The organism is Tolypothrix sp. VBCCA 56010 (assembly GCF_050875635.1).
Lineage (GTDB): Bacteria > Cyanobacteriota > Cyanobacteriia > Cyanobacteriales > Nostocaceae > Hassallia.
The window spans coordinates 1-441 of record NZ_JBPAOH010000441.1 but is presented as its reverse complement, the minus strand read 5'-3'; the positions used below and the strand labels follow the sequence as shown (position 1 = coordinate 441).

General features: G+C 55.3%; 1 protein-coding gene. It reads left to right on the top strand.

Annotation, left to right across the window (positions count from 1 at the left end; genetic code table 11):
- The coding region (locus AABK37_RS41910) for an AMP-binding protein (RefSeq protein ID WP_432557262.1) at nt 1-441 on the top strand (441 nt) is incomplete at both ends.

The window sequence follows — 441 nt, the reverse complement described above, 5'->3', positions numbered from 1 at the left end:
GTGCGCGTGTAGTCGTCAATCGAGAAGTTGTTGCTGACGGTGGTCAAAGCACAGCCGCCTTGGCGACATCAAGCGCGACGGTGATGCAAGGCACACCTGCCACTTGGCGACTACTGACTTCAGCAGGGTGGATTGGCAACCAGCAATTGAAAATACTCTGCGGCGGTGAAGCCCTATCCCGGGAACTTGCAAGTCAATTGCTCGAACGCGCAGCAACCTTGTGGAATATGTACGGTCCGACAGAAACCACCATCTGGTCAGCGGTATCCCAAGTACAGCCAGGTTCTGGGTCGGTGTCGATAGGAGGGGCAATTGCCAACACCCAATTTTATCTCCTCGATGCCAATCTGCAACCTGTACCCGTAGGCGTACCGGGCGAATTGCACATTGGTGGGGATGGATTGGCTAGAGGCTACCTCAACCGCCCAGAGTTAACAGCCG